The following is a 25203-nucleotide window of genomic DNA, read 5'->3' on the forward strand; positions in this document are numbered from 1 at the left end:
GGCCTTCGCCGGCTTCTCAGCGCCTACACGCACCGGGTCGGCAGCAACTGCAGCACGACCCGCACCAAGGTCCGCTCGCCGGCCTACTTCTGGCCGCACCACGCCTGAGGCTTCGTGCCGTGGGCGCGGCGCTGGCTGTCGACAGTCGTGCGATTCCCCGCGAACCGCGCTTTCGTGTCGGCGTAATTCCCCATCCCGCGGTCACGAGTCCCCATGCTTCCGGGCCGCACAGGCAGGATCTCGGTATGTCGACCGACGTCAGTGGAATGATCGAATGCCGTCCGGGAGCCCAACTGTGGGGGCCCGACGACGAGGACTCCGTGTGGCAAGCCGCCATCGACCTGTTCCTGCTCAACAGGGGCAACGCCTACGACGGCCTCGCTTGTCTCTTTGGAATCCGCAATTCCTTTGGCTTCCGCCCCCTGGCTGAGGGCCGCGGCTTCCCGGACGACGCGTCGGATGGGCTGCGTGGGGATTTCGCTGCATACGGCGGTCCCGGCGACGTACACGGAACCACGTGGCTGACCTGGGCTGAGCTGGCCGACGCCGACTGGCAGGAGACGGACGCCTCTGGCGCACGAAGCCGCGGCGGCGGAAGGAGGCCGGTGGCGGCCTGGCGGGCGACCGGGTCGCTGTAGTGCCCGCGGTGCGCGGCCAGGGCGCGGGCGAGCCACGCGTCGACGTCCTTCTGCACGTACCACCCAGCGCGGCGGGTGAGTTCGTCCCGTACGGCCTTCGTCAGGTTCACGGGGGCTCGGCCTGTTCCAGCGTGCCCAGCTCGCGCAGCGCCTGGAGCTCATCGGCGCGGGCGGCGATCCGGGCGGCTTCGCGCAGCTCGGCTTCCCGGGCGGCGGCCGCGGCTTCGGCGGCGAGCTCCTCCTGGACGACGTCGTCGAGGGCGGGGTCGTACGCGGTGCCCGGATCGGTGTCGGCGAGCAGCCGGTTGATGCGCTCCCACTCCGCGAGTTAAGCGCGTGGCCGCGGGTGTCGTCGGCCAGGTGCTCGTGCCGGGAGTCCTGCCGTGCGTCGAACCGGGCGTGGCGCCCTCGAGGGAATCTTGCGGACGGCGAGATTCCCCATTTTGTCCCGTCTGGCGTACAACCTTCCGGTGCTGCGGGCCGTCTCGCCTGGTGTCAGAGTTACGCGACCAAGCGCGACCAAGCGCGACCAAGCGCGACCAAGCGCGACCAAGGGGGACATGATGCGAGGTATCAGAGCGGCAGTGGCGGTGCTCGTGCTCGCGGGCGCCACGCTGGGGACGGCGGCGAGCACCGCGGGCGCGGCCCCGGCAGAGGGCTCGCGCGCGGCGGCGGCCTGCCCGACGGGCTGGGGCAGCGGCGCCAAGGGGGGTGGCGCCATGGGGGCCGATCACCTGGAGGACATCAGGACCGGACAGCATGAGTGCTACGACCGCATCGTGTTCGACGTGCCCGGCGGCGGAGACCAGATCGGCTACCACGTCCAGTACGTGGACCGGTTCTACGCGGACCCCTCGGGCGAGTACATACCGGTCGGCGGCGGGGCGATCCTCGACATCCGCGTCGGCGCTTGGAGCTATGACCTGGAGGCCGGCGTGCCGACCTACCCGGGCGAGGTGGGCGAGCCCCTGCCCGGCGTGAACACCAGCGGGTACAGCACCTTCCGGGACACCCGGTTCGGCGGCACCTTCGAGGGCCAGACGCAGGTCGGTCTCGGTGTGCGCGCCCGACTGCCGTTCCGCGTGATTCAGTTGGACGGCCGGGTCGTGGTCGACGTGGCCCACAGCTGGACGAGCTAGCCCTCGCCCGGCACGGGCATGGACGCCACAGTCCTTGTGTCCGTCGCCGCCCAGCTCAAGCAGCTCCGGGTTCAGCAAGCCCGCTCGCAGGTGTACGTGCATCCAGGCAGCGGCCTCGACGAAAACTCGATGGCACACGCCTGACCTTCGGTGTCGGTCGGGGCCGTCCTCGCCGGGGTGCACCGTCTCGCCGAACGGGGGCTCGGTTCAGGCGATGGCCCTCGGCGTCGGCGACCAGCTCTTCGTAGTGACGCCCGATGTCGTCGCGCTCTGCCCAGAGCGCGACGACGGCCTCGCGCTCGTGGTGCTTGCCCATGCCGGGCTCCGCCTGGCGCCGGGCGTCTCGGCGGCGCGGGCGAGGAGCGCGGCAAGGTCGGCGGCGGCTTCGGGCTCGGCGGTGGCGAGCCGGGCCGCGAACACCAGCTGGCCGACGGCGGTCTCCGGGGCGGGACGCGCGAGCTCGGTGAGCAGCGCGGCGTGAGCGGGTACCGGCGGCGACAGGAGGCCGGCGGCCGCGCGGGCGGCAGGGTCGCGGTAGTGCCCGAGGTGCGCGGCCAGGGCGCGGGCGTGGCGTCCGTTTGATCCGCTTCTCGCAGCCAGATGCTCATCCGAGGCTGCCGATCACTTGCAGCAGTCACCCCCGGGACGGAGGCCGCAGGCGTCGGCTCCAGCCGCTGTTGTCGGCGCAACTGCAGCCGGTGTCGCGCAACAGCCCTTGCCCTGCCAGGCGTCACGGCCTTCCTTGACCGCGATAGCGGCGATGACGAGGGCGGCGATGGGGTCCGCCCAGGACCAGCCGAGGGTGGCATTGAGGACCAGGCCGACCAGGAGGACGGCGGAGAGATAGGTGCACAGCAGGGTCTGCTTGGAGTCGGCGACCGCACTGGCAGAGCCGAGTTCGCGGCCGGCCTTGCGCTGGGCGGCGGAGAGAAACGGCATCACGGCCAGGGACAGCGCGGCGATGACGATGCCGGGGATGGAACGTTCAGCCTCCCCGGTGCCGGTCAGCGCCCGGACCGCGTCGACGCTGACGTACGCGGCGAGCGCGAAGAAGGAGACGGCGATGATGCGCAGGGTGGTCTTCTCCCGCGCCTCGCGCACGGCGTGCTCGTGGGCGGAAAACTGCCAGGCCACCGCGGCGGCGGAGGACACCTCGATGACGGAGTCCAGGCCGAAGCCGATCAGCGCGGTGGAGGAGGCGAGCGTCCCGGCGGTGATCGCGACGATCGCCTCGATGACGTTGTAGGTGATGGTGGCTGCGACCAGCAGCCGTATGCGCTTGGCCAGCGCGTCGCGGCGGGCTGGGGACGGGCCGATGCCGATGGATATCTCCGCGGTCATCAGCAGCAGCCCTTCGTTTCCGCGTCCGGGCAGGTCTTGTCCGTCTCAACGGCCACCACGGCGGTGCGCAGGTCGTCCAGCGCGTGCCCGAGGCGCTCGTCGGCGAGCTCGTAGCGGGTACGCCGGCCGACCGGCACCGCGACGACCAGGCCGCAGTCACGCAGGCACGCCAGGTGGTTCGACAGCCGGGTCCGGGAGATCCCCAAGTGGTCGGCCATGTCTGCGGGATGGGCCGGGGCCTCGCGCAGGGCGAGGAGAATCCGGCAGCGGATCGGATCGGCGAGGGCACGGCCGAACCGCGCCAGCGCCTCGATGTCAGCAGCGAGAGTCAGCACTTTCATGACAGTACAGGATATGCTGAATCCATAAACCCGTGAACCACCGGTCGGAAGCAAAGCGCCGTGCGAGTGCTGCTCGTTCTCGCGTACAGAGCCAGCGCCTCCGTGGTTGCCATGCCCGGGAGAGCCACTCGGCCGGGTGCAGTCGGCGGGCTCGGAGACCCTTTGCGGCGCCGGAGCGTAGTGCCATGCATGGGGCCGATCAACGAAGCGCATGCGGAACAGCCGGGGCTTGCCGTGGTGAAGATCGCGGAGTGCGACGAACAGACCGCCCTCGCCGTCCAGGAGTTGCTCGTCGCGCGGTGGGCGACCGCGAGGGCGGACCGTACGCCCCGGGATCCGGGGCAGCCCGGCGTACGGCTGCGCTGCTATCTGGATGTGCGACAGAAGCTCGACTCACAGCACCGGACAAGCCATGACGCTGTGCTCAACTCGGCGTAACGAACGTACGGTTGCGGCCAACCCCGCTGGTCGTGGTGCCCGACCTCGCCCGGAACGTGGCCGGATGGCATGTCGACGGCATCGTCAACAGCCCACCCATGGCGACCGCCGTCTCGATTACCCTCGGCGACGCGCTGGTCACCACCAGCTCGAAGGACCCCAACTCCGCGCCGACCGCGCCCGAGCGCGACCCCGGGCTGCGCGTGCTCGCGCTCTGCCCGGGCCCGACCCGCACCGAGTTCTTCGACGCGGTCGAGGGCGACCGCTGCTGATGGGGGCGACTCTGGGTGGGGGCGGAGGAGCGGCGCCGGTCAACGGCGGGCCATGCGGCCCATGAACCGGACCATCAGGCGGCGCGGCAGGAACTTGCTGACGAGGGCGAGCCGGCGGCCGTTGGTGATCACCGACGGGGGCGCGGAGCGGCGGTCGAGCGTGTCGAGGGCCATCTTGACGACATCGGCGGGGGCGGCTCGCTTCGTGCCGTAGTCGGCCTGCTGGCTGCCGGCGACGTCGTAGAACTCGGTCTTCGTGGCGCCGGGGCACACGGCGAGGACGCGTAGGCCGGTGTCGTGGGTCTCCTCCCACAGCGATTCGGTGAAGCTGAGGACGAAGGCCTTGGTGGCGCCGTAGACACTCAGGTACGGGGTCGGCTGGAAGCCCAGCAGGCTCGCGACGTTGATCAGGACGCCGGTGTCGGCGGAGGCCAGCGGACCGATGTAGGCGCGGCTGAGGTCGACCAGCGCGCTGACATTCAGCGCGATCATGCTCTGCAGGCGATCCGGATCCTCGTCGGTGAGGGCGTTGTGGGTGGCGAAGCCGGCGTTGTTGACGAGCCCGGTCGCGTAGATGCCGCGGGATTCCAATTCGGCGCGCAGCGTGCGTCCGGCGTCGGGCAGGCCGAGGTCGCGGGCGACGACGGTCACCGTGACGCCGTGGGCGCGGGTGAGTTCGTCGGCCAGGTTCTTGAGCCGGTCCGCTCGGCGGGCGACGAGGACGAGATCCGATCCGCGACGGGCCAGCTGGCGCGCGAATTCCGCGCCGAGCCCGGAGCTCGCTCCGGTGACGATGACGGTCTGGCGGCGATAGTCGATTGCGCTCATGGCCTGCACACTACGCACGTAATTGCACTGAGTGCAAGTAGCTGCATCGAATGAAGGAATGTACCATCGGTGCATGGCACAGAAACCGACACCTCTTCGGGAACAGACCCGCTCGGTGGTTCGCGCGCTGCTCGCCCGAACCGCCCTCGAACTGTTCGCCGCCAAGGGGTACGACGACACGAGGCTCGAGGAGATCGCCGCCGCGGCGGGTGTCTCCAAACGGACCCTGTTCAACTACTTCCGCAGCAAGGAAGACCTCGCGCTCAACGGCCTGTCCGAGCAGGGGGAGCTGATCGCCGCGCGGCTCGCAGAGCGTCCGGCCGACGAGGATCCGTGGATGTCGCTGCGTGCGGCGTTCCAGGTGCTCGAGGAGATCGAGACCACCGCCGAGCGTCGGCTCGAACTGGTCACCCTGCTGTTCGGCAATGAATCCCTGCGCGCCGGCCACGCCGAGAAACAGGCTCGCTGGCAAGAACTGTTCGCACCGCTGATCGAGCCGCGACTGCCCGGCTCCGACCACCGTGCCCTGCAGGCGCGAGCGATCGCGGCCGCGGCGATCACCTGCCTCCAGGCGGCGACGGAAGAGTGGATGCGCCTGGGCGGACAGGTCGACCAGTTCGACCTGTACGACGCGGCCGTGCAGGCGATCCGCCGTCCCTCCTCACCACCAGAGGAGAAGACGACGTGACCGATCGCCTGCCCCCGGCAGACCTGCCGAACATGGCCGCCGCCCTGCGCACCGAACACGCCGAGTTGCTGAACTTCACCAGCAACCTCACCGACGACGAATGGACCGCTCCCAGCGCCGCAGCCGGCTGGCGCATCGCCGACGTCGTCGCCCACATCGGTGCGACGGCGCGCAGCTTCTACATACCCGCCGGGCTGCGCACGACCTTCGCCGCCAGCCTCGAACGGGCGAACGAGGACCCCGTCGACCGGCGGCGGAACTGGAGCCGTGCCAAGGTGATGGCCGAGTATCAGCGCGCCAGCCGGCGAGCCACCACGTTCCTGGACGTCGTCAGACGCACGCCCGCCGCCCGAGCGCGGATGCGGCTGGCCGAACTCGGTCGCTACCCTCTGGGCCTGATGATGGCCGGCGCACTCATCTTCGACCACCACACCCACCTGCGCCACGACATGGCCCCGGCGCTCGGCCGGCCCGCACCGCCCACCGACGCAGACCGGATGCGCGCGGTCCTGACGTGGATGATCGCCGTACTGAGCAATCAGGTCGCGCAGGCACCGGTCGCCGGGCTCGACGCCCGCGTCGCACTGACTCTCACCGGCCCCGGTGGCGGGACCTGGTGGTTCGACGAGGCAGGCGGCCTGGCTCCGTCCAACGGCGCGGTCGCCGCGCACATCACCGTCCCCGCGCTGACCTTCCCCGACTGGGGCACGCAACGGTCGTCCTGGCGCGACAGCGACGTGACGGTCACCGGCGACACCGAGCTCGCCGCCCGCTTCCTCAACGCCGTCAACGTCATCTGATCGGGGCACGGGAAGCCCGCCTCCCAGGCAGCCCCGGCCCGCTTGTTCGTTACTTCTGGCGGCGGCGAGTTCTGGCCGGGGCGCCTCGGCTTCGAGCACACTCCGGTCGCTCCGGACGTGGTGGTCAAGCTGGAAGCCGACACCGCGTGAGAACCCGGACGGTTTCGTCACGGCGCGCGGTATCTCCGGCTTCTCCCACTGAGGCCCGGATCTACGGGCCGCGGACCTCTGGACCTGGGCGCTGACGCCGACCTGGTCGTACTCGGCCTGTAGCCCGGTCAGACGGGCCCGCGCCGCAAGTGCCTGGTGGCGAGAGCGTCGCGCAGAGCGGCGAGCGCCTGGCGGTCTTCGGCGCCGGGCAGCGGCTTTCGCATGCGACATGGAGTCGCCGTGTGCCATCACGCCGGATGACGGCGGCCTCTCGCCGGCAGGAGGTCATTGACCTGAGCCGGGCCGCTCGTCCACTGCTCTGCTTGTCGAACGGGGCCGTGTCGATGAGGACCTGCCCCCGTCCGTCGACGTCGACCAGGTCCCACAGGTCGAGCCCGTGGGGCCAGTCCCACTCCTCATCGGCGTACCCGTAGTGGCGTGGCCGGTGGCGTACAGGTCAAGGACGTCGTGACCGATGCCCTCGTCGTCGACGTAGGCGCGCTCGGCGCGGTACGGGCGCCGGCCCACGGGGTTCACCGTTGCTCCGCCACTGCCTGGGCGGCGGCGTCCGCCGGGGTGCGAGGGCGGGGCACCGAAAGAAGCGGCGCGAGGTCGAGCCGCTTGTCCATCTCCGGGCGGTAGGTCACGTACGGGTTGATGTTCGACCAGGACAGCGCGGTCGGGCCCCGCCGGTCCTCGTCCGAGAGCTTCTTGTCGCGGCGGTGTCACGTCCTTCGTCGCTGAAGTCGCTGAGGTGCCAGACGGAGTCGACAACCCACAGCCCGAGCGTGAAGCCCACGCGGGTTGCGGTGCGGCCGGCAGGCCGGCACGGAGGCCGTCGTCCGCGCTGATCGCCACCCTCGCGCCGTGCCGGAGCAGAGGGGTGGCGTTGAGCTCGGACACCGGGGCGGCCTTGAACGCCTACCAGCCGCCGGGAGGCACCCGGGAACGCGGGTCGAACCCGTATCCGGCGGCAAAGACCTTCTGGGCCACGGCCCTCCTGGTGATCTCCCCGGAGGTGAACGGTGCGCCGATGCCTGCCGTGCGTTGTGCAGGGCGACAGGGCGACGTTCAGCGCCAGCGTGGAGCGACCGACCGTCGGCAGCGACACCACCAGTCCTGTCACCGTCCCCGGGCAAGGGATGCCGGCCCGGCAGCGGCGGCTCCCCACGGCCAGACACACCACGGCGGGTACGGGAAGCCCTGGCGCGGCCTGGAGGCCGGTGCCGGGTGCCCGACACCGGCCGGCTGCCGCAGTCGCGGCTGCCTGTAGGCCCACAGCGGAGCCTCAGCCGTTCTGGATACGGCGAGCCGCGGCCACGAGGTCGGCAGGCAGGGCGGGACCAGCACATGCGTGATCAATCAGCAGGCCCCGGTACGAGTCGTTCGGCAGATTCGGCGCCAGTTCGATGAGCTCGCTCAGTTCAGCAGGCGAGCCGGTAAGCCGTGCGCGGTAGGCGGCCCCGGCCGCGCGAAGTGTGAGCTCAGTCGGCTCGTGCTTCATCCCCTGATCGATCAGCCGGACCGCAGCGGTGAAGTCGCCCTGCTCGGCTCGCACGTCGGCCAGGTCGAGATAGAGCGACCAGTTGGCCGGGTCCAGGGCAAGAGCGCGCTCGAACGCCGCTGCGGTCTGCTCAGGATCCCCCAGCTTGCGCCACGTGCCCGCTCGCACGACTTCCGTCAGCATGATCCGCTCGACGGAGTCCGCCTGGTCGCAGAGGGCAAACGACATATCGGTAAGACCGCATGCCCGCAGCAGGATTCCCATCTTGGCCAACGCCTCCGGCAGCGGCTGGCGGGCAGAGACCACGTCGATGGCATGGAACCAGGGCCGGAACCGTTCCCGCATGCTTTCGGTGTCCAGACCATGGCCATAGTCCATCGTCCGCATCGCGGCCTCGGCCAGCGCGCCGGCACTCACCGCGCCGAGAAAACGTTCATCGCTGAACCAAGGGGCTTTGGCCCATGCGATGTCGGGTTGCACACCCGTGACCGATCCGATCGTCAGGCGCCCTGGCTTGCTGAACGCGATGCCATGATCTTGTCGTGGCTGGAGTGATTGCGGCGTCGGAACCGTCTCAGAGTTGATCTGGCGCCACTCCTTATAGCGATGCGCGGATTCTGGACGTTGGACAGGCCGGTGGGAGGTACGGGGATGAGTTTCCGGTTGGCGGCGTACGCCGTGTGTATCGAGGACGGGCGGGTGCTGCTCGCCCGTCACGTATCACCGGAGGGCGGGAGTAACTGGACTCTTCCGGGCGGAAGGGTCGAGCACGGGGAGGATCCGTTCGATGCGGTGATCCGGGAGGTCGCCGAGGAGACCGGCTGCGAGGCCGTGGTCGAACGCCTGCTGGGAGTGGACTCAAGAGTGATCCCCGCGGCAGAACGCAACGTCCCCGGCGACCGCGAGCATCAGAACGTCGGCATCTTCTACCGGGTTCGTATCACCGGAGGCCGGCTCCGGCCCGAGCCGGACGGCGAGACCGCAGAGTCGGTCTGGACTCCGATCCCCGACGTCGTCGACCTGCGACGGTCATCGCTGGTCGACATCGGCCTCGCCCTGGCGCAGACCCTTCCGACGACCGGCCACGTCCCTCCCGTCCCCGTCGGTGGCCTGATCCAGCACTGAGGCATCACCAGCATCTGCCTGGCCTGCTTGCCCCGGCGGCATTCGTGAGTCTCGACTCCGCACAAGCTGGCTGACCTCAACCTGGCCGTCCCACATTGACGTCACTTTCTCGTGAACATTCCCGATCCCGTCGACCTCCGTCTGTTGCCCTAGCTGCCCAGGATGCTGGACAAACGCTGTTGTTAAAGGTGAACGAAGCCATGCGTGGGGACCTCGACGAGGATGAGGACGGATGAACCGCGGGCGGCCACGAAAGGCTGCTGCTCCGGGTGCTTGTCGGGGTCCCGGTAGTTCTCGCCGAAAGAGAACGAGCAGGCGTGGCGCCTGACCGTGGTGACGAACGCGGGGGTCTGCTGGCACACCGAGTACATGGGCCCGGCCGTCGGTGAACTGCGCGGCGCCGGCCGCGAGGTGGACACCGAGGTTCTCAGCCGTCATCCTCGGTGCCGCCCCTGCCCAGATCCGCCTCGACTGGCCCCTGCACCAGGATCCGCACGTGCCGGCCATCCCCGGCACGGGAAGCCCGGACCACCTCGTCGAGAACGTGGCGGCGGGGCGATCCGGCTCACGGATGCGGTGGGGGGGAGGCGACTCGCCGTGCTCGCGTGATCCACGGTCACCCACTGTGTTCGAATTGACACACAGGGGCATACGTCGCGTACTGGGCATAAGGGTCTATTCCCCTGGAGTCCGGTCGGCGGTGCATCCACCGCCTGTCGACTCCCCTCCCTTCCCCCCTGGAGCGGCAATGACCGTGCAGCAGCACGCGACGACCCAGACAGTTCTGGTGTACGAGGACGATCCCGGAGCTCCTCTGCAGGAAAATGTGCCGGTGCGGCACCCGGTGCCCCTGCTCGACACACAGCCCTTTCCGACGGCCATCGCCGAGGCCGCGCCACAGCCGGACAGTGCCGGGCCGGGCACGCCGGCCTTCCGCTACTGGGTGGCGGCCGACGCGCTGAGCACGGGCTGTCAGACGTGGGGTCCGCTGGTTCCGACGGGAACGCAGTGGGTCCCGTCGGTCGGACGGGTCCTGACCTCGCATCTCGACGAGGGAGTCGACCTCAACGCCTTCTACGACCGACGGAGCCTGAAGTTCTTCCACCAGAGGGTGGCAGGAGTGGACGTCTTCTCGGCAGGGAGCCCCGAGATCGTCCGGCACGAGCTGGGGCACGCGGTCCTCGACGCCCTGCGCCCCCAGCTGTGGAACGCGGCGATGCACGAGGCCGACGCCCTGCACGAGGCGTTCGGTGACATCAGCGCGCTGCTGACCGCACTGCAGATGGAGTCGCTGCGGACCGCCGTCCTGACCCAGACGCAGGGCCGCATCGAGCAGTCCTCCCGCATGTCGCGGCTGGCCGAACAACTGGGCTGGGCGCTGGAGAAGGTCGAGCCGGGCGCGGCCGAACCCGACTGCCTGCGCAACATGTCGAACCGCTTCTTCTACCGTGACCCGGTGGAGCTGCCGCCGAGCGGACCCGCGAACATGCTCACCAGCGGGCCGCATTCGTTCTCCCGGGTGTTCAGCGGCGCGTTCCTGAAGATCGTCGCGGGGATCTTCCGCCAGCAGGACAGCCAGGACCAGGCCGCGCTGGCCGAGGCGGGCCGGATCGCCGGCCAGCTGCTGGTGGACGCCATCGTGGCCGCGCCGGTGGTAGCCGGCTACTACGCGCAGGTCGCGGGCCACATGATCGCGGCGGACCAGCGTCGCCACAGCGGCAAGTACGGTCCCTCCCTGCGCTCGGCGTTCACCCGTCACGGCATCCTCTCCGTGAACGCCGCCACGTCCCTCACCGCACAGGAGATCGCACTTCAGGGCGCCGCCATGGCCGAGGCGACACCGGGCGGCCGGGATGAGGACGGCCTGACGGCCATCACGGTCCAGGGGGCCGTGTACGGCATCACGGGGCCGCTCACCCTCTACGCCCCCGGGGAGTCCCGACGCTTCGCCATCGCCGGCTCCGACCGCGCGGGCGGCTCGGTGCGGCCCGCCGACCCCGAGCAGGTCGCCACGTCGTACCTGGAGGACCTCCTCCGCCGCGGTCGGGTCGAGATCCCCGCCGAGCACCGTTCCCAGGTCGCGATCGTCGACGACAGCCCCCGCCTCAAGACCCACGCGATCGTCCGGAGCGAGACCGCCGACGGTCTCGCCCTGGTCCGGCGCTGCTTCGACTGAGCAGCCGGCCGGGAAGTCAGCCGTAGCCGAGAAAGCGCAGACGACGGACGGTGAGCCGTCCGTCGTCCTCGCGCTTGACGACGTGGGTCGTCCGGGACGTCGGCTCCTCGCCCTCGAACACCGCCTGGCCCCGTGCCAGCAGGTCGCTGACGTACTTCTCAGTCGCCCGGCGCTCGGCCTCGTCGTTCTGCTCGTGCCCGTCCCCGCCCGAGGCCGGGTTCGTGTCATTGTCCGTGCTCATACGTCAACTCCGTTCCGTCGGTGCCTACAGCCCGGCGAAGGTCAGAGCGGTCGCGGTGACCGACCTGGCGATGGTGGCGGCGAAACCGGTGTCATGGTCCTCGTCGAGGAGCGTGTCACCCGGGGTGTGGTACTGCCGGGTGCCGGTCCCGGGCGCGCCGTCGAGGGTGGAGAAGAGGTCCTCGGAGACGGCGACGGCCGCCCATCCCCGCTCATGGAAGCTGGCGTGGTCACTGCGTCCCACCGCCGGGTCGCCAGGGCCCGTCAGGTGCTGGACGGTCACCGTGGGATCGAAGGCCGACACGGTGCGTGCGACGAGGGCGCCGAGCGCGTCGGACGCTCCCACGACCGGGCCCGGTACGGAGGATCCCGCGTGGATCTCGACCGTCGGCGTGCTGCCCGGCCGCAGTCCCGCGATCATGTCCATCTGGAAGACCCCGGCGATGCGCTCGCCCTGCGCGGCAGCGGCCCGTGCGTAGAACTTGCTGCCGACGAGGCCCTGCTCCTCGGCGTTGAAGAGCACGAAGCGCACGTTGCGGGTCGGCTGCCTGCCGTCCGCGACCAGGGCCGCAAGGCATTCGGCCGCGGCCAGGACTGCCGCCGTCCCGCTACCGTCGTCATCGGCCCCCGGCGCGGGGTCCACCGCCGGGTCGTAGGGGCGGGGTTCGCCGTTCGCGTCCACGAAGTCACCGCCGGACGCGGTCGAGTCCAGGTGGGCCGTGATGAGGACGGTGGAGTCCGCTCCGGTGGCACGGTGCTCGGCCTCCAGGTTGAACAGCTGTCGTCCCCGCCACCGGAAGGGGTGCCGTCGGACGTGCAGCCCGAGTTCCTGGAACCGGCGTTCCAACGCCTCGACGACCCACCCGTTGTCCTCGGCTGCCGCGTCCCTGCTGCGAACCCTCAGCGACTCGCCCTCGACCAGCGGCTCCACGCCGGAGATGCGCGCCACATGGCCCCGCAGGGCCTCGGAGGTCACCGCCGCCCGCACCGCGGCGATCGTCTCGGGCGACGGGAGGCCGTTGCCGGACGCCGCGCCGGGTCGGCCCGGGCGCGGGCTCTCGGCCGCTGCGCCGGTGAGCACGTCCACCTGAGCCTCGCCGGGTCGCGAGAGGAGCGTCGGGTCCGGCACCAGGCGTTCCGTGTGTCCGGGCTTGGCACCCGGCAGGTGCACCTCCTCGACCGGCGCACCGGCGGTCACGGCGAGATACACACCCCCCGGTGCGGGCCCCAGCAGGGCGGCCGACGGGGCACCCCTCCCGGCCAGGGCGTCGGCGATGAAGCTGTACACGGCCGTGGCGCGCCGGGCCGCGCCGGTCGCCGATCCCGCGGTGTCGGTGGAGTCCACAAGCGACTCGGCCTCCGTGACCGGACGGTCGTCGCGGATCAGGAAGGCCGCCCTGTCCTCCACCGGTTCACGCCGGTCCACCGTGAACCCGGCGCGTTCGAGCGCTTCGGCACCGAATGCGCTCGCCATGACGAGCACGAGCCGGTCCGAGGCCACATGCACGGGAACGACCTCGACCGTCTCCGCCGCCGCGGCCAGCTCCGGCAGGCCCCGGCCGTCCGGCAGCCCGATCCGCGCGAACAGCACGGGACGGTTCTCCACCGCGGCGAGGGCGAACACCGGATGCGGAGCCGTACGCATCCCCGCCTCCCGCGCGAACGCTCTCTCCTGGGCATCCTCGCCCACGAACACGCAGTCCTCGGCCGGCGCACCCCCGATGCTCGCGACCGCCAGATCGAAGAGCCTGCGGCTGTCCTTCACACCCCAGTGCACAAGACTCGCGTCCGTGAAACGGCCGGGGAACGCCTCCTCGAGGGCCGCCGCCGCGCGCTCGGCCGCACCGTCGCCCAGCCCGGGGTTGGAGATGATGCCCTTGCGTACGTCACGGAAGGCATCGAGGACGGCGACCACCCGGGGCCGGGGCCTGAGCGTCAGTGAGCCGTCGGGCTCCACACGGGCATCCGCCAGAGTGGCCCCGATGTCGAAGAAGAGCACGGGCATGTGAAGCGCCTCCGAAGCGTGGGGTTCCCTCCCCCGTCCTCTGCCCGCGACTCGTCCGTCCACTGCGCGCGGCCCTCCGCCTGTACCCGATTGGCGTAAGTGATGTTTTACGCATAACTTCCCCGCTCATCATTTCTGTTCGCACTTGTTCCCTTCTTCGAAGAGGTCAGGTCAGTGCCCCGACCCGAGGCAACGCTGACCCGGGTCGGCAAGCCATACATATCCAGCAAATCCTGCGCGCCCTCGCCTACGGCGAAGTGCCCCTCACTCACGCGGGATCGAGCACGCTGTCGCTGCGGCGGTCCGTCGCCCACATCCGTGACCTGCTCATGCACACCGGCGTCCTGCCGCAGCGCGACCGGCACCTTCTTGTGCGGTTCGCCGGGAAGTGGCTGGACATGATCAAGTTTCTGCTGCCGGTCTACGCCACAGAAACCGACAGCGGTGATTACACCGATGCCGCCTCCTCCGTGAACCTCTTCCTCGCGAGCGCGGCCCATGACATGGAACTGACCAAGGGGACGAACGTCGACGTGGCTTGGTTCGCTCCACTGCACGACCTGGTGGAAAGGGCGGCTGCGGCGGGTCACGGCGACCACAGCATCTCAGCCCTGACCGAAGTACTCAGGAAGCCGGCGCAGAAGGCGTAACTGCGACAGCTGCTCCGAGGCGCACGATCCGGCGGATCCGTCCATGGCCTTGGGCACAGTCACGCCGCCTGCGACAGGCTGCGGCGGCCGCCCGACCTCGAAGGTGTCGGCACAGGTCGTTCGGTGAGGGAACGGCACGTTCAAGCCAGATGGCTGGGCCGGGGCCAATTCTCACGGAAGTGTCCTGCCGGTGCGCGGCGCGCGCGTAGCGCGGCACGGTGTTGAGGCATCAGCCCAGGGGCGGGCGATCGCCCGGCACGAGTGGCCCTGCGCGAGCAGCTCGTGGACCAGGGCATGCGCGGCCTTCTTGCGCTGGGCCCACCGACCGGCGGGCTCCGGGCCGTCCGATGCCGGTCCGCTTCATCGGCCGCCGGGTGCGGGGGCTTTCGGCGGCTGGACCAAGACTTTCACCGATCCCCGGCTCTGCACAGCCCTGTCAACCGGCTGACCTTCAACGGCACGATCATCGAGACCGGCACCGACTCCTACCGCCTCGCCCAGTCCCGTGCCGAAGCGGAACAGGTCGGCGCGACCTGAGAACCCCAGGGTGCCCTTTCTCCAAGGCCGTCCCTCCCGCGGGCCTGCGCGCGTTTACGACCGTGCGGGTTGGTTGGCTATCAGAAGGGTGAGGTCGGCAGGGCGGAAGCCCAAGCGGGCATAGATACGAGCGACGTTGTCCTCCGCATAGGCGAGAAAGACGGTGCGCACCCCGTGGTCGCGGGCGTGGGTTGCCAGGGCCGCCGTGACGGCTGCGGCCAGGCCCCGGCGGCGAGCGGTGGGGAGGGTGCCAACGCCGCCGATCTCGGTCGTGCCGTTCGCTGGGTGGTAGTGGCCGGCGGCGAGCGGGGTGCCGTCCAGGTCAAGAGCTGCAATGAGTACCTTGTGCCCGGCGCGGATACTGGGGCCAGTGGTCTCGACCGTGCCATCCGCGATCAGTTCCTCCGCCACTGCCGACAGTTCTGCGCGGCCCGCAGGGCCCACCGCAGTGCCCACCGAAGCGAAAGCCAGGCGGGGCAGGGCGAGAGTTGCGGGCAGGGCCGGGTCGTCGGCCGTCAGCACGCGGATCGTCACGCCGTCCGGCAGAGCCTGCGGGGGCACCGGGTGGTCCACCTGGAGGGTCATCAGCGGGCGCTCCTCCACCGGGAGGCCGGCGGCCTCGATACGGGCACGCAGGGCCGGTGCTGCCTCGGCGAGCCACTCGAAGGCTTCCGGTACGCCGAGTTCGCGCTGCCGGGCGCGCACCCGGGCGATGTCAGGAGCGGTGACGGTCGCGGAGCTCTCTGCGGTGGGTTGAGCGTGACTCGGACCACCGTAGTACGGAGTTCCCAACTCCTTTCGTACGAACAGCCGCAACGGGCCGAACTCTTCGGCGTCGGCGAACAGGAGGGGCACGGTGGCGTAGTACTGCTCGATACGAGCACGCAGCGAGTCGCTCATGCCGCGCATCCCACCACGGAGCAACGGCACGCCGCATCCGAAAATAACTGCCCGGAACAGAAAACGGCTCGCCGCGAACCGCGCCGGACACCTTCGAAGGCGCCCCGGAAGGCCACCAGGTGTTGCTGAAACTCATCGACGAGCCGACCGGCGATCACCCTCAAGCGTTCCCAGAACTCACCACCACACGTTTCTGCTCGCACCGGCACAATGAGGAAGGCTGTCGAGATCGATCAGGGTGCCGAGGGACTGCCGGTTCAGTTGTCGGCCGGCGCCCTGTCGGAGGAACGGCACGAGCATCTGGAGGAGATCGACCCGTCGTGGTGCCCCGCCTGGCCGGTGGAGTGGCAGAGGGCTTTCCACCTCACCGGGCTCTGCACCTGGAGGAGGGCGGCGAGCTGCCCACCGCGCCGGGCGTCGTCGTACGCCAGGGCGAGGATCTCGGGCGGCGGGCGCGCGCCACAGCCCGTCCGCATCGTCCACGCCCTGGCTCCGGTCGGCTTTCCAGCGCCGGCAGGCCGACGGTGCAGAGGGGAACTGCGCTCCGAAGAGAAGATCTTGAGGTTCGCACGATGAGTTCCGAAAGGGACGCCGGTATGTACTCACGGGCCCCTTCGGTCCCGACCAAGTGCAATGACTGGAGAGAACGATGTCCGACAACCGCGCGAACGACACGGCCGCGATCACCGCCGTCCTTGAGAGCCTCTACAAAGCATGGGACGCCGGCGACGCCGACGCGTTCGTCGCCGACTACACGCAGGAGGCCACCGCGATCATGCCCGGCTCCTATCGCGCCTCCCGCGAGGAGGTTCGGCAGGGCATGGCGGCGGGGTTCACCTCCTTCCTGAAGGGCACCACGACGACCAACCGGCAGCTGGGGATCCGGTTCCTGGGCCGCGACGGCGCGATCGTCGTGACCGAGGCCGGCATCCTCTTCCCCGGCGAGTCCGAGGTTCCCGCCGACCGGATCGTGTACGCGACCTGGGTGTTGGAGAAGCGCGACGGCGCCTGGCTGATCGCCGCTTACCACAACAGCCCGGTCAAGTCCGCCAGCTGATCCAGAGTCAGTCCTGCCCGGGTCCGCCCGCACCCTGTCGGGCGGGCCCGCGCCGACAGGTGCGAGCGGATCAGCCGTCAACCTTCTGCGCCAAGCCGAAGGCGGCGAACACGTCGGCGTCCTGGAAGACCGAGACACGGCTGATGCCGCCGGCCGTGACCGTGAACACCTGCAGGGTGTGCAGCTCGAACACACCGGCATCCCCGTGCCGATAGGCGGCGAAGCCGGCCTGCCCGTTGGCCCGCACCGGCAGCAACCGCCAGGCCTTGCCGGCCTTGGCGAACACCCAGCCCATGAAGCTCGCGTAGTTCTCCCGGCCGGTGAACCAGTTGACCATGGGCGGCATCTCCATGAGGACGTCCTCGGTCACCACCTGCAGCAGCCCTTGGATGTCCGCCCGGACGAAGGCCGCCATGTACCGGTCCACCCACGACCGTTGCTCTGCGTCGGAAGGCTCAGCGACCTGCTCCTGCAGCACTCCCGCGGCCCGGATCCGGGCGCGAGCCCGCTGCAGCGAGCTGTTCACGGCCGCGACCGAGGTCTCCAGGATGTCCGCTGCCTCCGCCGCCGGGTAGTCGAGCACGTCGCGCAGGATCAGGACGGCGCGCTCTCTCGGTGACAGCAATTGCAGTGCGGCGACGAAGGCCAGCCGCAGGCTGCCCCTGTCGATCGCCGCGGTGGCCGGGGCGCCCAGGCCGAGCAGGCTGTCCGGGAGTGGCTGCAACCAGGTTGCCTCCCCACCGTGGACGAGCGGGCGCAGGGGTTCGCTCTCGGTGACCAGACCCGAGGGCATGGGACGGCGGCCGAGCCCGTCCAGCGCGGTCAGACACGCATTCGTGGCGATCCGGTACAGCCAGGTCCGCAGGGAGGCACGCGACGGGTCGTAACGGTCCCGCGCGCGCCACGCCCGCAGACACGTCTCCTGCACGAGTTCCTCGGCGTCGTGGACCGAGCCGAGCATCTGGTAGCAGTGCGCCAGCAGCTCCGGCCGGTACCGCTGCACCAGGGTCTCGAAGTCCCCCGTCGACGTCATCCCGCGCTGCCGCCCTTCCGGTCTGCTCATCCGCCCCCACGGTAGCCGCCTCACGGGGCCGGTTGCAGCCGTTCTGCTGCCGGGAACATCGGTCGCGGCGGGCGCTGTGCTCTCGCCGCGTCCTGCGCGGAGCAGGCGGGTACGTGAGGAACCTTGCGCTTCCACGCCGCCCATGAGCAGCCGCGCCTCTACCCACCCCGACCAGCAGAATGACGACCTCACCGCTTGATCGCGAGCTTCTCTCGAAACGAACCGCACCCAGCGGAATTAGGGCATTGATCTAGGTCAACGTCTGACGGCGGGGGCGTGCTCAACGCACCTACGCAGACGGTGAGTTGTATGCGCCCGTGACCGGCTATCGATCACTCGCACGGGGCACTGCGGGGCTGGAGTCCATCTACGAGAACTGCCTGACCCACCGCAAGGGCGACGACGTGGAGACCGTTGATCCGGAGGCGTAGAAGGCGGCCTTCGAGGCGCTCGGCGAGCAGCGTGGGCGGCGGTCGCTCTCGACGCCGCGACGGGGAACTGCTGAAGTCGCTCCGGGCCTGCTGCGCGGTTTGGGCCGGAGCATAGCGGCAAGCAGCACCTGCCCTGCGGAGCGTTCAAGGTCGGACAGCCGCAGGCCGCCGATCAGCTTCTTGTTGGAGGTGATGTCGATGGTTGAGGCAAGCGTGTCTCCTACCAACTCGGCGACGTCGGTGCGGTGAGCGGGGTCATGACCTGGCAGGCGGACATGGTCTGGCCCCCTAGGCCGGCCCCGTCACGAAGAGCCCCTGACCACGAGCTGGGTGGGCAGCACAACGCTCTGCCGCGAAGCCTTGGGTTCGCTGATCTCCTCGAGCAGGATCCTGGCGATCGTGCTGCCGATCTCCTCGACGGGCTGACGCACGCTCGTCAGCGGCGGGGCGGTGTGCCGGGCGATGAACGAGTCGTCGAAGCCGACCACAGCCACGTCTTCCGGGATCCGGCGGCCCTGGTCGCGCAGCTCCGTCATCGCGCCCACCGCCATCACGTCCGACGCCACGAAGACGGCGTCCAGTTCCGGGACTTGTTCGAGAAGTGAACGCATGGCGAGTCGGCCGCCTTCCTCGGTGAAGTCCGCCGTGGCCACATGGCTCGGGTCGGGCTCGCGGTCCGCCTCCAGCAGGCCGTTGCGCCAGCCCTCCAGCCGGGTGCGGCCGACGTCCATGTCGAGCGGTCCGGTGATCGTGGCGATCGTCGTCCTGCCCCGTTCCACGAGGTGCCGGACCGCCGCGGCGGCGCCCCCCAGGTTGTCCGACTGCACATGGCTCAGTGACTCGTCGGGGGAACGGCGTCCGGCGAGCACGGTGGGAAGTCCCATGTCCTCCAGCAGACCGGGCAGCGGGTCGTGCTCGTGCACCGAGACCAGGAGGACACCGTCCACCCGCCGCTCCGCGACGGAGTCGGTGAGCTGGTCCTGCTCGCCCTGGTCGCGTACGAGCACGAGCTGGAGCTGTGTCCTGGTGTCGGCCAGGCCCGTGCTGACGCCGCGGATGACGGCCGAGAAGTACGGCTCGGAACCCAGCCGGCTCTCCGACTCGGGGATCACCAGCGCGATGGAGTCGGTCCTGCTGGTGACGAGCCCGCGGGCCACGGAGTTCGGTATGTAGTTGAGCTCGGCGATGGCGGCCAGGACGGCGTCCCGGGCTTTGTCGCTGACCAGTTCCGAGCCGTTGATGACGCGGGACACCGTCGTGCGTCCGACACCGGCATGTGCGGCCACCGTTTTGATGGTCGGCCGTTGTCTGCCCCCCATGGCCCCCTCCTCGTCGTTCGGCGTCCACGCGCCGCTCACCAGCGCATTGTGCCAGAAGTATCCGCGATGCCAACGGGCCCGAGTGCCGCGGACGCGACATCTTCCCGCAACGAACTGGATTCAAGTTCTTGACAGACGTGTCGAGGGCCCGTCAACCTTCGGACACCTTGGTGGGCACGTTCCCAATGCCGTTTGGGAACGTGCCCACCTAAGATTCGGAGCCGCGGAGTGGTCCGAGAGGCTCGTACTCCGGTGCGTCAGCGCCGCCGCTGGGAGGACGAAATGAGCAGGGTTCGCAGGCAGTTGCGTACAAGAGCCGTAGGGGCGATATCGGCCGTCGCCGCGGTCGGCCTCATCGCCGGATGCGGCGGTAGCGGCGGAACCGGGGGGACCGGCGGAGGCGTCAAGGACGGGAAGGTCACCATCACCATGGGCCTCTTCGGCGTCATGGGCTTCAAGGAGACCGAACTGCTCGACCGGTACATGAAGGAGAACCCGAACGTCACCGTCAAGGCGGAGGTGGCCGGGGACGAGCAGACGTACTACACCGCCCTGCAGACCCATCTGGCGGCCGGCAGTGGCCTGAAGGACATCCAGGGCATCGAGCTCGGACGCGCCAAGGAGATCGTGGACACCCAGGCCGACAAGTTCGTCGACCTGTCCGGCATTGCCGGTATCGACCACTTCCTCCCCTGGAAGCTCAGCCAGGTCACCACCCCGGACGACAAGGTCCTCGGTCTCGGCACGGACATCGGCCCCATGGCCGTCTGCTACCGCAAGGACCTCTTCGAGAAGGCGGGCCTGCCCACCGACCGCGACGAGGTCGCCAAGCTGTGGGAGGGCGACTGGGCGAAGTACGTGAAGACCGGCGAGAAGTTCAAGGCCGGGAACAAGGACGGCAAGGTCGCCTACCTGGACAGCGCCAGCGGTCTGTTCAACGCGATGATCTACGGCAACTCCCAGCAGTTCTACGACAAGAGCGGGGAGCTGATCTACAAGGACAACCCCGTCGTCACCGAAGCCTGGGACCTGGCCTCGAAGGCCGCCACGAGCGGGCTGACCGCCAAGCTGCGGCAGTTCCAGCCCGGCTGGGACCCGGGCCTGGCCAACAGCACCTTCGCCACGACGGTCTGCCCCGCCTGGATGCTCGCCCACATCAGCGAGAAGGCAGGTCCGGAGAACAAGGGCAAGTGGGACGTCGCCAAGGCCCCGAAGGGCGCCAACTGGGGCGGATCCTTCCTCGGCGTCACGGAACAGAGCCCGGTCAAGGAAGAAGCGAAGAAGCTGATCGCGTGGCTGACCGCGCCGGAGCAGCAGGCCTACCTGTTCCAGGAGCTCGGCAACTTCCCGTCCTCGCAGGAGGCCCTGAAGGCACCCGAAGTGGTCAACGCGAAGTCCGAGTACTTCAGCGACGCGCCCATCGGTGAGATCTTCGGCGCCGGGGCCCAGGAGATCCCCGACGAGCAGGTCCTCGGCCGCAAGGACGGCACGATCAAGGACATCTTCTCCCAGGGGCTGACGCTGATCGAGTCGCAGAACCAGAGCCCGGACAAGGCATGGAAGACCACGGACGAGCGCATCGAGAAGGCCGTCGGCTGACTCCCGGCCGACCTCCGGTCGATTCACCGGCTCTGGGTTGATTCACCGGCTTTCGGTTGATTCACCGGCTCTTGGTTGATCCCCGGTGCCCCGGCGACCGGCCGACCGCCGCGCGACCCGTGCGGTGGTCGGCCCGTCCGTCGCCGGCGCCGCAGCCCCATCCATGTCTCGAGAAGGATCCCTTTCCGGTGGCCACTTCCACCTTGACGTCCGAGCAACCCCGGGGGCCCCGGCCCCGACGGCAGCGCAGTGCGCTGCTGCACCGCCTGGACCTGCGCGGCGCGCCCTACGCCTTCGTCGCCCCGTTCTTCGTCGTCTTCGCGGCCTTCAGCTTCTACCCGCTGATCTACACGGCCTGGATCTCCCTCCACCACGTCGAGCTGGCCTCCATGAACCTGATGGAGTGGGTGGCGCTCGACAACTACACGGCCCTGTGGGAGGACGAGCGCTTCTGGAACGCGCTGGCCAACACCTTCACCATCGGTGTGATCTCCACCGTTCCGCAGCTGCTGATGGCGCTTGGCCTGGCCCATCTCCTCAACTACCGCCTGCGCGGCTCGACGTTCTTCCGGGTCGCCGCCCTCACGCCGTACGCGACCTCGGTCGGCGCCGCGGCGCTCGTCTTCACCATGCTCTTCGAGCGTGACTTCGGCATGATCAACTGGCTGCTGAGCGTCGTGGGCGTCGACAACGTCGACTGGGAGAACAACAAGTGGGCCGCGCAGACGGCCATCTCCACCATCGTGATCTGGCGCTGGACCGGCTACAACGCCCTGCTCTACCTGGCGGCCATGCAGGCCATTCCGCGCGACCGTTACGAGGCGGCCGCCATCGATGGCGCCTCGCGCTGGCAGCAGTTCCGCTCGGTGACCGTCCCCGGCATCCGCTCGACGATCGTCTTCACCATCGTGCTGTCCACGATCGGCGCCACCCAGCTCTTCGGCGAGCCGCTGATCTTCGGGCAGGGTCCGAACGGCATCACCGGCGGAGCGGGCAACCAGTACCAGACGCTCGGTCTGCTGCTGTACGAGGAGGGCTGGAAGAACTACCAGATGGGGCGCGCGGCCACCGTCGCATGGGTGATGTTCCTGCTGCTGATCCTCGTCTTCGTCCTCCAGCGCGTCGTCAAGCGCCTGCGATCCCGCACGTCGTCCTGACCAGGAGCAGCCAGCCATGACCACCGACAGCCTCCCGGTCCCGGCGGACTCCCCCCGCCGGACCTCACACGACCACGACGGCGACCCCGGCCACCACCGCGAGCCGGGCCACCACCGCGGCCGCGGCCTCGCGCCCGGCGGGCGGCCCCGCTTCCGGTTCCCGCTGCGGATGCTGCGGCAAGGGGCCGGACGTCAGCACCACGCGGGCCCCTTCACCTACATCCTGCTCATCGTCGCAGCGGTGCTGTCGCTCTTCCCCCTCTACTGGACGATGGTGGCGGCGTCGAGCGACAACACCCGCGTGACCCAGACACCGCCGCCCTTCCTGCCCGGCCCGCATCTCTTCGAGAACCTCGGGAAGGCGTGGCAGGACGCGGCGCTCGGCAAGGCCATGGCCAACAGCCTGATCGTGGCCGGTGTCATCGCCCTGTCCACCGTGCTGTTCGCCACCCTGGCCGGCTTCGCCTTCGCCAAGCTGCGCTTCAAGGGGCGCAACGCCCTGCTCATGCTGGTCATCGGGACGATGATGGTGCCGCCGCAACTCGCGGTCGTACCGCTGTTCATGATGATGACGGACCTGGGCTGGGGCCAGAAGCTGCCCGCCGTCATCTTCCCCACCCTGGTCAGCGCGGTCGGCGTGTTCTTCATGCGGCAGTACCTGTCCGAGGCGCTGCCCGACGAACTCGTCGAGGCGGGCCGGGTGGACGGTGCGCACTCGCTCCGGATCTTCTGGAGCATCGTGCTGCCGATCGCCAGGCCCGCGATGGCGGTGCTCTTCATGATCACGTTCGTGCACGCCTGGAACGACTTCTTCTGGCCCTTCATCGTGCTCGACATGACCAATCCGACGGTCCCCGTCGCCCTCACACAGCTCAGCGCGGGCTATGTCCGCGACCAGTCACTGATCATGGCGGGCGCCCTGCTCGGCACGCTCCCGCTGCTGGCGATGTTCATCGTCTTCGGCCGCCAGATCGTCGGCGGCATCATGCAGGGAGCGGTCAAGGGCTGAACGCGCCCTCCTCTCCCCTCACACCCCCCTCTCCCTGGAAGGACCTACGTGGCCACCGCAACCGGACGCGTCGCGCCCGCCCCCGAAACCGCTGCCGCCCGCGCCTTCCCGCCGGGCTTCACCTGGGGGACGGCGACCGCCGCGTACCAGATCGAAGGCGCCGCCGCCCTGGACGGCCGAACCCCCTCCATCTGGGACACCTACGCCCGTACACCCGGCAAGGTCCGCAACGGCGACACCGGTGACATCGCCACCGACCATTACCACCGCTGGCGCGAGGACGTCGCCATCATGGCCGACCTCGGTGTGAGCGCCTACCGGTTCTCCCTGGCCTGGCCACGCGTCCAGCCGACCGGCCGCGGCCCCTCTCTCCAGAAGGGACTGGACTTCTACCGCCGGCTCACGGACGAGCTGCTCGACAGGAACATCCAGCCCCTGGCCACGCTCTACCACTGGGACCTCCCCCAGGAGCTGGAGGACGCGGGAGGCTGGCCCGAGCGCGCCACCGCCGACCGCTTCGCCGAGTACGCGGGCCTGGCCGCCGAGGCGCTGGGCGACCGGGTGCGGACCTGGACCACGCTCAACGAGCCCTGGTGCAGCGCCTTCCTCGGCTACGCGTCCGGCGTCCACGCCCCCGGCCGCACCGACCCGGTCGCCGCCCTGCGTGCCGCGCACCACCTCAACCTCGGCCACGGCAAGGCCGTCCAGGCGCTGCGCTCCGCACTGCCCTCCGACGCCCTGGTCGCCATCACGCTCAACGTCCACCACGTACGGCCCCTCACCGGCAACGCGCAGGACGCTGACGCGGCGCGCCGGATCGACGCCCTGGCCAACCGGGTCTTCACCGGCCCTCTGCTGCACGGCGAGTACCCGGCCGATCTCCTGCGGGACACGGCGCGCCTGACCGACTGGTCCTTCGTACGCGACGGCGACACCGAGGTGATCCGGCAGCCGCTGGACTTCCTGGGCGTCAACTACTACACGCCGACCGTGGTCTCGGCCGCCACCGGCGACGCCGGCCACAACTCCGACGGCCACGGCAAGAGCGCGCACAGCCCCTGGCCGGGCGCCGACAACGTGGCCTTCCACCTGCCCCCGGGCGACACCACCGCCATGGGCTGGGCGGTGGACCCGAGCGGCCTGTACGACCTGCTGCTCCGGCTGGGGCGCGACTTCCCCGACCTGCCGCTGATGATCACGGAGAACGGCGCGGCGTTCGACGACTACGTCAGCCCGGAGGGCGAGGTGCGCGACCCGGACCGGATCGCGTATATGCGCGGCCACCTCACCGCCGTGCACCGCGCGATCGAGGCGGGCGTCGACGTCCGCGGCTACTTCCTGTGGTCCCTGCTCGACAACTTCGAATGGGGATACGGCTACAGCAAGCGCTTCGGCGCGGTCTACGTCGACTACCCGACCGGCAAGCGCATCCCGAAGGCCAGCGCGCACTGGTACTCGAAGGTGGCGCGCACGGGCACGCTCGACGGCTGAACGGCCGCTGAGCGCCTCCGGCGAAGTCCGGTGCTGACCCGGGGGCGGTTCCCGGCGGGTACGTTCCCACTCCGCGCCCCCGGCCCCCGGTCGGCCTCGGCCCGGCCAGGGTCGACGGGGATACATACCCGCGGGTGGGCCGGGCGTCGCCGGTCGCATGACACCGTGAGCCGCACCGGAGTCACGCCGTGGGCACCGGCGTCGGCCGGCGCCGGTGCCCACGGCGTGACGTCTGCCGGCGATCGGGCACCTGGGCCGTGATGCGGCGGTCGTGCAGCTCCCATACGGCGTCGAGTGCGGATGTG

25 protein-coding genes and 3 pseudogenes are annotated in these 25203 nt (G+C 69.8%); 18 read left to right on the forward strand and 10 right to left on the reverse strand.

Annotated elements, in window-relative coordinates:
* Nucleotides 1–245 precede the first annotated feature (245 nt).
* The 3 genes from JIX55_RS02385 (at nucleotide 246) to JIX55_RS02395 (ending at nucleotide 2258) form a co-directional block, all read left to right on the forward strand.
* Nucleotides 246–638, forward strand: coding sequence for a hypothetical protein (locus JIX55_RS02385; RefSeq protein WP_257561533.1), 393 nt, complete (start codon nucleotides 246–248; stop codon nucleotides 636–638).
* 563 nt (nucleotides 639–1201) lie between these two features.
* On the forward strand, nucleotides 1202–1777 hold the full coding sequence (locus tag JIX55_RS02390) for an AMIN-like domain-containing (lipo)protein (protein WP_257569189.1): 576 nt from the start codon (nucleotides 1202–1204) through the stop codon (nucleotides 1775–1777).
* Between the two features lie 214 nt (nucleotides 1778–1991).
* Nucleotides 1992–2258 (forward strand): hypothetical protein, encoded by a 267-nt coding sequence (locus JIX55_RS02395; RefSeq protein ID WP_257561534.1) that lies wholly within the window; start codon nucleotides 1992–1994, stop codon nucleotides 2256–2258.
* A 140-nt stretch (nucleotides 2259–2398) separates the two neighbouring features.
* Here the strand turns inward: JIX55_RS02395 and JIX55_RS02400 are convergent, their stop codons facing one another.
* Nucleotides 2399–3118, reverse strand: a complete 720-nt coding sequence (locus JIX55_RS02400; protein WP_257561535.1) for a cation transporter — start codon at nucleotides 3116–3118, stop codon at nucleotides 2399–2401.
* Nucleotides 3118–3453, reverse strand: a complete 336-nt coding sequence (locus JIX55_RS02405) for an ArsR/SmtB family transcription factor (RefSeq protein ID WP_257569190.1) — start codon at nucleotides 3451–3453, stop codon at nucleotides 3118–3120. Before JIX55_RS02405 ends, JIX55_RS02400 begins: the two co-directional genes overlap by 1 nt.
* A 195-nt stretch (nucleotides 3454–3648) precedes the next feature.
* Here JIX55_RS02405 and JIX55_RS02410 point away from each other — a divergent pair, with 195 nt between their 5' ends.
* Nucleotides 3649–3897, forward strand: a complete 249-nt coding sequence (locus JIX55_RS02410) for a DUF6207 family protein (RefSeq protein WP_257561536.1) — start codon at nucleotides 3649–3651, stop codon at nucleotides 3895–3897.
* 11 nt (nucleotides 3898–3908) lie between these two features.
* Nucleotides 3909–4169, forward strand: a complete 261-nt coding sequence (locus tag JIX55_RS02415; RefSeq protein WP_257561537.1) for a hypothetical protein — start codon at nucleotides 3909–3911, stop codon at nucleotides 4167–4169.
* 39 nt (nucleotides 4170–4208) lie between these two features.
* Here the strand turns inward: JIX55_RS02415 and JIX55_RS02420 are convergent, their stop codons facing one another.
* Complete coding sequence (locus JIX55_RS02420) at nucleotides 4209–4997, reverse strand: SDR family NAD(P)-dependent oxidoreductase (protein WP_257561538.1); 789 nt, start codon at nucleotides 4995–4997, stop codon at nucleotides 4209–4211.
* Between the two features lie 73 nt (nucleotides 4998–5070).
* On the opposite strand from JIX55_RS02420, the gene JIX55_RS02425 reads away from it, so the two are divergent.
* Together JIX55_RS02425 and JIX55_RS02430 are read left to right on the forward strand one after the other, a co-directional pair.
* Nucleotides 5071–5685, forward strand: a complete 615-nt coding sequence (locus tag JIX55_RS02425) for a TetR/AcrR family transcriptional regulator (RefSeq protein WP_257561539.1) — start codon at nucleotides 5071–5073, stop codon at nucleotides 5683–5685.
* On the forward strand, nucleotides 5682–6485 hold the full coding sequence (locus JIX55_RS02430; protein ID WP_257561540.1) for a maleylpyruvate isomerase family mycothiol-dependent enzyme: 804 nt from the start codon (nucleotides 5682–5684) through the stop codon (nucleotides 6483–6485). Before JIX55_RS02425 ends, JIX55_RS02430 begins: the two co-directional genes overlap by 4 nt.
* Nucleotides 6486–7923: 1438 nt before the next feature.
* Here the strand turns inward: JIX55_RS02430 and JIX55_RS02435 are convergent.
* Nucleotides 7924–8619: a tetratricopeptide repeat protein gene (locus tag JIX55_RS02435; protein ID WP_306819971.1), complete on the reverse strand. Its 696-nt coding sequence runs from the start codon at nucleotides 8617–8619 to the stop codon at nucleotides 7924–7926.
* Between the two features lie 171 nt (nucleotides 8620–8790).
* On the opposite strand from JIX55_RS02435, the gene JIX55_RS02440 reads away from it, so the two are divergent.
* The 3 genes and pseudogenes from JIX55_RS02440 (at nucleotide 8791) to JIX55_RS02450 (ending at nucleotide 11440) form a co-directional block, all read left to right on the forward strand.
* Nucleotides 8791–9264 carry an NUDIX hydrolase gene (locus JIX55_RS02440; protein WP_257561541.1) on the forward strand — a complete coding sequence of 158 codons (474 nt, stop codon included), beginning with the start codon at nucleotides 8791–8793 and terminating at the stop codon, nucleotides 9262–9264.
* A gap of 442 nt (nucleotides 9265–9706) precedes the next feature.
* Nucleotides 9707–9820 (forward strand): annotated as a pseudogene (locus JIX55_RS02445) (aldo/keto reductase); the annotation flags it as partial.
* A gap of 192 nt (nucleotides 9821–10012) precedes the next feature.
* Nucleotides 10013–11440, forward strand: coding sequence for a hypothetical protein (locus JIX55_RS02450; RefSeq protein WP_257569191.1), 1428 nt, complete (start codon nucleotides 10013–10015; stop codon nucleotides 11438–11440).
* A gap of 16 nt (nucleotides 11441–11456) precedes the next feature.
* On the opposite strand, the gene JIX55_RS02455 is transcribed toward JIX55_RS02450, so the two are convergent.
* Together JIX55_RS02455 and JIX55_RS02460 are read right to left on the reverse strand one after the other, a co-directional pair.
* Nucleotides 11457–11681 carry a hypothetical protein gene (locus JIX55_RS02455; protein ID WP_257561542.1) on the reverse strand — a complete coding sequence of 75 codons (225 nt, stop codon included), beginning with the start codon at nucleotides 11679–11681 and terminating at the stop codon, nucleotides 11457–11459.
* A gap of 24 nt (nucleotides 11682–11705) precedes the next feature.
* Complete coding sequence (locus JIX55_RS02460; protein ID WP_257561543.1) at nucleotides 11706–13685, reverse strand: M28 family metallopeptidase; 1980 nt, start codon at nucleotides 13683–13685, stop codon at nucleotides 11706–11708.
* A 257-nt stretch (nucleotides 13686–13942) separates the two neighbouring features.
* Between JIX55_RS02460 and JIX55_RS02465 the strand changes: the two genes are divergently transcribed.
* A complete protein-coding gene (locus JIX55_RS02465) occupies nucleotides 13943–14335 on the forward strand; it encodes an imine reductase family protein (protein ID WP_257561544.1) in 393 nt (130 codons plus the stop codon).
* A 382-nt stretch (nucleotides 14336–14717) separates the two neighbouring features.
* Nucleotides 14718–14872, forward strand: a pseudogene (locus JIX55_RS02470) (ATP-binding protein); the annotation flags it as partial.
* Nucleotides 14873–14926: 54 nt separating this feature from the next.
* On the opposite strand, the gene JIX55_RS02475 reads toward JIX55_RS02470, so the two are convergent.
* Together JIX55_RS02475 and JIX55_RS51320 are read right to left on the reverse strand one after the other, a co-directional pair.
* Nucleotides 14927–15772 (reverse strand): GNAT family N-acetyltransferase, encoded by an 846-nt coding sequence (locus JIX55_RS02475; RefSeq protein ID WP_257561545.1) that lies wholly within the window; start codon nucleotides 15770–15772, stop codon nucleotides 14927–14929.
* 257 nt (nucleotides 15773–16029) lie between these two features.
* On the reverse strand, nucleotides 16030–16248 hold the full coding sequence (locus tag JIX55_RS51320; protein ID WP_443046356.1) for a hypothetical protein: 219 nt from the start codon (nucleotides 16246–16248) through the stop codon (nucleotides 16030–16032).
* 173 nt (nucleotides 16249–16421) lie between these two features.
* On the opposite strand from JIX55_RS51320, the gene JIX55_RS02485 reads away from it, so the two are divergent.
* Nucleotides 16422–16829 carry an SgcJ/EcaC family oxidoreductase gene (locus tag JIX55_RS02485; protein WP_257561546.1) on the forward strand — a complete coding sequence of 136 codons (408 nt, stop codon included), beginning with the start codon at nucleotides 16422–16424 and terminating at the stop codon, nucleotides 16827–16829.
* 70 nt (nucleotides 16830–16899) lie between these two features.
* Here the strand turns inward: JIX55_RS02485 and JIX55_RS02490 are convergent, their stop codons facing one another.
* Nucleotides 16900–17892, reverse strand: coding sequence for an RNA polymerase subunit sigma-70 (locus JIX55_RS02490; RefSeq protein WP_257561547.1), 993 nt, complete (start codon nucleotides 17890–17892; stop codon nucleotides 16900–16902).
* A 293-nt stretch (nucleotides 17893–18185) separates the two neighbouring features.
* On the opposite strand from JIX55_RS02490, the pseudogene JIX55_RS51325 reads away from it, so the two are divergent.
* Nucleotides 18186–18323: pseudogene (locus JIX55_RS51325) on the forward strand (hypothetical protein); the annotation flags it as partial.
* 302 nt (nucleotides 18324–18625) lie between these two features.
* Here JIX55_RS51325 and JIX55_RS02495 read toward each other — a convergent pair.
* Nucleotides 18626–19642 carry a LacI family DNA-binding transcriptional regulator gene (locus tag JIX55_RS02495; protein WP_257561548.1) on the reverse strand — a complete coding sequence of 339 codons (1017 nt, stop codon included), beginning with the start codon at nucleotides 19640–19642 and terminating at the stop codon, nucleotides 18626–18628.
* Nucleotides 19643–19924: 282 nt separating this feature from the next.
* On the opposite strand from JIX55_RS02495, the gene JIX55_RS02500 reads away from it, so the two are divergent.
* From JIX55_RS02500 to JIX55_RS02515, 4 genes are all read left to right on the forward strand, one after another.
* Nucleotides 19925–21241, forward strand: a complete 1317-nt coding sequence (locus JIX55_RS02500; protein WP_257561549.1) for an ABC transporter substrate-binding protein — start codon at nucleotides 19925–19927, stop codon at nucleotides 21239–21241.
* A gap of 188 nt (nucleotides 21242–21429) precedes the next feature.
* Nucleotides 21430–22398, forward strand: a complete 969-nt coding sequence (locus tag JIX55_RS02505) for a carbohydrate ABC transporter permease (RefSeq protein WP_443046358.1) — start codon at nucleotides 21430–21432, stop codon at nucleotides 22396–22398.
* Nucleotides 22399–22414: 16 nt separating this feature from the next.
* Nucleotides 22415–23407 (forward strand): carbohydrate ABC transporter permease, encoded by a 993-nt coding sequence (locus tag JIX55_RS02510; protein WP_257561550.1) that lies wholly within the window; start codon nucleotides 22415–22417, stop codon nucleotides 23405–23407.
* A gap of 48 nt (nucleotides 23408–23455) precedes the next feature.
* Nucleotides 23456–24898, forward strand: a complete 1443-nt coding sequence (locus tag JIX55_RS02515; protein WP_257561551.1) for a GH1 family beta-glucosidase — start codon at nucleotides 23456–23458, stop codon at nucleotides 24896–24898.
* Nucleotides 24899–25203 lie beyond the last annotated feature (305 nt).

Source organism: Streptomyces sp. DSM 40750 (assembly GCF_024612035.1).
GTDB lineage: Bacteria > Actinomycetota > Actinomycetes > Streptomycetales > Streptomycetaceae > Streptomyces.

Bases quoted from the DNA above. Each gene is read 5' to 3' on its own strand.
- JIX55_RS02385 (WP_257561533.1), top strand. From the start codon at position 246: ATGTCGACCGACGTCAGTGGAATGATCGAATGCCGTCCGGGAGCCCAA.
- JIX55_RS02390 (WP_257569189.1), top strand. From the start codon at position 1,202: ATGCGAGGTATCAGAGCGGCAGTGGCGGTGCTCGTGCTCGCGGGCGCC.
- JIX55_RS02395 (WP_257561534.1), top strand. From the start codon at position 1,992: ATGGCCCTCGGCGTCGGCGACCAGCTCTTCGTAGTGACGCCCGATGTC.
- JIX55_RS02400 (WP_257561535.1), bottom strand. From the start codon at position 3,118: ATGACCGCGGAGATATCCATCGGCATCGGCCCGTCCCCAGCCCGCCGC.
- JIX55_RS02410 (WP_257561536.1), top strand. From the start codon at position 3,649: ATGGGGCCGATCAACGAAGCGCATGCGGAACAGCCGGGGCTTGCCGTG.
- JIX55_RS02420 (WP_257561538.1), bottom strand. From the start codon at position 4,997: ATGAGCGCAATCGACTATCGCCGCCAGACCGTCATCGTCACCGGAGCG.
- JIX55_RS02425 (WP_257561539.1), top strand. From the start codon at position 5,071: ATGGCACAGAAACCGACACCTCTTCGGGAACAGACCCGCTCGGTGGTT.
- JIX55_RS02440 (WP_257561541.1), top strand. From the start codon at position 8,791: ATGAGTTTCCGGTTGGCGGCGTACGCCGTGTGTATCGAGGACGGGCGG.
- JIX55_RS02450 (WP_257569191.1), top strand. From the start codon at position 10,013: ATGACCGTGCAGCAGCACGCGACGACCCAGACAGTTCTGGTGTACGAG.
- JIX55_RS02455 (WP_257561542.1), bottom strand. From the start codon at position 11,681: ATGAGCACGGACAATGACACGAACCCGGCCTCGGGCGGGGACGGGCAC.
- JIX55_RS02460 (WP_257561543.1), bottom strand. From the start codon at position 13,685: ATGCCCGTGCTCTTCTTCGACATCGGGGCCACTCTGGCGGATGCCCGT.
- JIX55_RS02475 (WP_257561545.1), bottom strand. From the start codon at position 15,772: ATGAGCGACTCGCTGCGTGCTCGTATCGAGCAGTACTACGCCACCGTG.
- JIX55_RS51320 (WP_443046356.1), bottom strand. From the start codon at position 16,248: ATGCGGACGGGCTGTGGCGCGCGCCCGCCGCCCGAGATCCTCGCCCTG.
- JIX55_RS02485 (WP_257561546.1), top strand. From the start codon at position 16,422: ATGTCCGACAACCGCGCGAACGACACGGCCGCGATCACCGCCGTCCTT.
- JIX55_RS02490 (WP_257561547.1), bottom strand. From the start codon at position 17,892: ATGAGCAGACCGGAAGGGCGGCAGCGCGGGATGACGTCGACGGGGGAC.
- JIX55_RS02495 (WP_257561548.1), bottom strand. From the start codon at position 19,642: ATGGGGGGCAGACAACGGCCGACCATCAAAACGGTGGCCGCACATGCC.
- JIX55_RS02500 (WP_257561549.1), top strand. From the start codon at position 19,925: ATGAGCAGGGTTCGCAGGCAGTTGCGTACAAGAGCCGTAGGGGCGATA.
- JIX55_RS02510 (WP_257561550.1), top strand. From the start codon at position 22,415: ATGACCACCGACAGCCTCCCGGTCCCGGCGGACTCCCCCCGCCGGACC.